The sequence below is a fragment of the Shewanella sp. genome (assembly GCF_041630135.1).
In the GTDB taxonomy this organism is placed as follows: Bacteria; Pseudomonadota; Gammaproteobacteria; order Enterobacterales; family Shewanellaceae; genus Shewanella.
Map to the genome: position 1 here is coordinate 1 of NZ_JBFKLW010000113.1, position 3,843 is coordinate 3,843.

The window sequence follows — 3,843 nt, forward strand, 5'->3', positions numbered from 1 at the left end:
CCGTGGTTGAGCTATCAGTGCTCATCAGGGTTGGAGAGGCCCTCGGCAGTTTGACTACTGTGGCACTGGTTATCTTCACTGCCGTGGTGGGAGTTTCTTTGGTGAGAAGCCAGGGCCTTTCGACCCTCATGCAGGCACAGCAGAAAATGGCCCGAGGTGAGGCGCCGACAGGTGAGCTGGTTGAAGGCATGATGCTGGCAATGGCTGGCGTGTTGTTGCTGATCCCGGGGTTTGTTACCGATTTTATCGGCTTGTTGCTGCTGACGCCCATCACCCGCAAGCCCCTGGCGGCGCTGGTTCAAAAACGGATGCAATTCAATGTGATGAATGGCGCTGGTTTTGGGCAAACCGGTCAGAATCCCTTTGGTGGTCAGAACCCTTTTGGCGGCAATACCTTTGAAGGCGATTTTGAACGCAAAGAGGAACCCCTGGATGGCAGTAAGCGCCTTGATAACGGCGAAAATATTTCTCCTAAAGACGATAACAGCGACGAGCCCAGGCGCTGACATGCATTTGTGGCATTCGCTGCCAATATAAAGCCCCGCCTTGGCGGGGTTTTGTTTTATCCGGCTTTAGACAGGGAAGGGTTACTCTGTCAGGTGTCTTGGATCTTTAGGATAAAAGTCGTCAGGTTTGCGATCGATCCGCTCGAAACGGCGCGTGTTTTTATAGGGCAGTTTCATAAAGCCCGATACACCGCTGCCCTGGATTTTATCTATGTGGTGCAGGATGCGATCGAGACTAGCACGAAATGCCGCCTGTTTACGGGGATTGAGCAGCTTAAGATAGCTGTGAATTTTCAGGTGATCCCCTTGAGATTCGAAAATGATACAACCTGTGTGATGGATCTGGTTGAGCCACCCCAGCTCAGTCATGATTTCCGCCGGTAATTCGAGGTTTTCATCGGGGTCTTTTCCGTCTTCAAAGTAGGAGTGCAGCCGGGATTTGTCTTCCAATATGGGGACATCACCCACTTCAAATGGCAGTTGTTGATCTGTGCTGGCAATAAAAGTGCCGGTTTTGCCATTGCGGCTGATGTGCAGTGTATCCCGGGCGTTAAAGAAACAGGCTTTAAAGGTGCCCAGACGGGCTATGCCACGGGCCATCAGGACCATGTTGTTAACAGCCTGCACCAGAGCCTGTTTCAGCTCGGCATCGTACAGTGCCAGATTGGAGTCAATAAATACGCCCTCCTGCTGCCAGTGAATAGCAAGCCCCCCCACAATAGGATATTGCCCCAACCGTCCTACCGCAGCGATGAAACCTTTCTCGGTATCCCCCATTCCCGCCATGAAATTGCGGTAGTACTTATCCAGCTGCACATCATCTATACGGGCTATGGGGTCATCAGCATTGTGTTCTTTAAGAAAAGATTTACGTGAGCTGTAGGTCACTGTATCTACTTCTTTGTTGCGGTTTTGTACCCATACCGGAATCTCAGCAATGACCTCGGGCCTTTGGATATCAGGCAGGATAAGCCGGTGGCTGTGGCGCATGCTGCGAAGGAAATAGTCCCCGCCCCGGTTACGTATCTCTGGGTCGTCGCTGAGCATGGCTTCGAGGGTGCGGGCCAGTTCAAGGGGCAAACCTATGCTGGTTGGGGGAATAACGCGGGTGCCAAAGCGGCTCGCCTGACCCGAAGCCAGGGCATAGAGAGTAGCAGCAACACCCTGTTCATCGAAACGCGGGCTGGAAAGAGCGCCGCCCAGTTGATCATCTCCAATAAAGTAGACATCGCCCATCCGTGCATTGGTGTGCTGTTGGTCGCTGGAAAGCAGGTTCATCACGTGTTCTTCCACCGGTCTGCCATGTTCATCCCGCTGGGCAAATACTGCTGAGCCCCAGTCAATCAACGACAGGTGACCGGTTTTCTCATCGAACACCAGATTGGACGGCTTAATATCACCATGTACCAGAGGACGGCCAACCCGCAGATATACCAGCAAGTCGGCCAATTGGCGGGCAATACTCATGATCATTGAGACTGGCAGTGCACCACGTTTTCGACAAAGCTGTTCCAGCTCTTCACCGGGCGCGCGCGCCATCACCAGAATGCCCTGTTTGCCAACCCGCTCAAATTTCACCAGTGGTGGTACGTTGGGGTGGCGGCAGTGAGACAGCATAAAGGCTTCTTCTTCGAGACGGTCCTGTATGTGCTGTGGCAGAGTAATGCGGGAAAACTTGAATACCTGAGCTTCCTCTGCCTCATTGACACCCGCAAACACAAATCCGTAGGCACCTTTACCTATAAATTCAATATCGCGATAACCGAGTTTCGACAGCTGCTGCTTACACAAACGAACCCACGCCTTATGCTTTCTGGCATCGTCGGCTTTGAGCAGGTAGATGGACTGTTCTTCAGAAATATAAAAGTGTTGCAGCTGAGGTGTTTGGACAGACAAGGACTTCCCCCGTACGGTTGCCAGTCCCCCATTAAAGCCATATACGGCTGTTGCAGGCAAGGAGTTTACCTGCTGCCTACCCAAGTTTTTTGTCTGCCATTTTGATACAAATCAACAACCGGACAGAGGCCAAAGGCTAAGGTATTTTTATCACATTATAATTTGCTTAATCGCAGCAAAAATGGCGCATCAGGAGGGCGATATGACAGCCCAAAACAAAGAAAAACTCATCGAGTTGTTTGATTTTGCCAGACGACGAATTATTCAGTCGATGGAGCTCAGGCACTGTCCACATGCGGGCTTCTACAATAGTGTCGATGAGCGATGTCTCTATTGCCATCAGGGAATGGAATGCGTGTGGATGAACCGTAATGATGAATTGGTCACCCTTGAAGCTAAGTCAGAAGAGGAGCTTAAGCAGCAACTCTTGATTGCCGTCGATTTTGTCGACTCCAATTTATCGCCCTATCATCTGACCCGGCGTCAATGTCAGTGTGAAAACTGTGTCTGGTTAAGAGAAGTGAACTCTGTGCTGGGTAAGTCCTGAATCATTTGTGATTTTGCATCCCCTGGACTTTGTCGTTAGAGTAAGTCGTCTTTTACAACGGGGGATTGGCAATGGAGCCGGGATTCTGGCACGACAAGTGGCAGCAACAGCAGATTGGATTTCATCAGTCGGATATTAATCCTTTTTTAGTCCGGCACTGGCACAGCCTGAATTTAGCCAAAGGCAGCAAGGTATTTGTGCCCCTGTGTGGCAAGTCAATGGATATGGAGTTTCTTGCCGCACAAGGCCATGAAGTGCTGGGCTGTGAGCTTTCAGTGTTGGCGGTCGAGCAATTCTTTGAGGCGGCCAGCGCTCAGGCACAGGTGGTGAGGCATGGTGAGCATGTGCATCACAGTGCCAAGGGTATTGAGTTGGTTCAGGGGGACTTTTTCACCCTGTCGCATGACTTGGTGGCGCAGTGTCAGGGTTTTTACGACAGGGCGGCGCTGATAGCCTGGCCTGCTGAGATGCGTATTGATTACGCCAAAAAGCTCGCTGAACTCATTCCATCCGGAGCTCGCGGCCTGTTGGTGACTCTGGATTATCCGCAGGAAGCCTTAAGTGGCCCGCCGTTTGCGGTCTCGCCTGATTGGGTTGAGACCTTTCTTGGCCCCTGGTTTGAAGTCACTCCACTTGAATGCCAGGATGTGTTGGCTGAGAACCCCAGATTTATAAAGAAAGCGGTGCCCTGGCTTAGTGAGGCCGCTTTCAAATTGGTAAGAAGATAAATAAAAAGGCGACCCTAGGTCGCCTTTTTTGTTTTCAGCCCTAAACCACCTACTTCAGTAGGTGGTTATCATCCAAATGGGCTTTGCCCGTATATCTACCCATGCTAAATGCATCTTTGATTTTTAGCGAAGTCAAAAGAGGCAAATAACATGAGTAGATACGAGC

4 protein-coding genes are annotated in these 3,843 nt (G+C 50.9%); 3 read left to right on the forward strand and 1 reads right to left on the reverse strand.

Translation table 11 applies throughout. From position 1 onward, the window contains the following. Positions 1-2: 2 nt before the first annotated feature. Complete coding sequence (locus tag ABYK60_RS18300) at positions 3-506, forward strand: FxsA family protein (RefSeq protein WP_372873424.1); 504 nt, start codon at positions 3-5, stop codon at positions 504-506. An 81-nt stretch (positions 507-587) separates the two neighbouring features. Here ABYK60_RS18300 and ABYK60_RS18305 read toward each other — a convergent pair whose 3' ends face one another. Further along, the gene (locus ABYK60_RS18305) at positions 588-2,402 is read right to left on the reverse strand and encodes a protein kinase (protein ID WP_372873425.1); all 1,815 of its coding nucleotides are present in this window, start codon (positions 2,400-2,402) and stop codon (positions 588-590) included. A gap of 202 nt (positions 2,403-2,604) precedes the next feature. Between ABYK60_RS18305 and ABYK60_RS18310 the strand changes: the two genes are divergently transcribed. Together ABYK60_RS18310 and ABYK60_RS18315 are read left to right on the forward strand one after the other, a co-directional pair. Then, positions 2,605-2,949, forward strand: coding sequence for a hypothetical protein (locus ABYK60_RS18310; RefSeq protein ID WP_372873426.1), 345 nt, complete (start codon positions 2,605-2,607; stop codon positions 2,947-2,949). 71 nt (positions 2,950-3,020) lie between these two features. Further along, entirely contained in the window at positions 3,021-3,677 is a 657-nt protein-coding gene (locus ABYK60_RS18315) for a thiopurine S-methyltransferase (protein WP_372873427.1), read from the forward strand. Positions 3,678-3,843: the final 166 nt, after the last annotated feature.

Coding starts and splice junctions, on each gene's coding strand:
- ABYK60_RS18315 (WP_372873427.1), top strand. CDS start 3,021: ATGGAGCCGGGATTCTGGCACGACAAGTGGCAGCAACAGCAGATTGGA.
- ABYK60_RS18310 (WP_372873426.1), top strand. CDS start 2,605: ATGACAGCCCAAAACAAAGAAAAACTCATCGAGTTGTTTGATTTTGCC.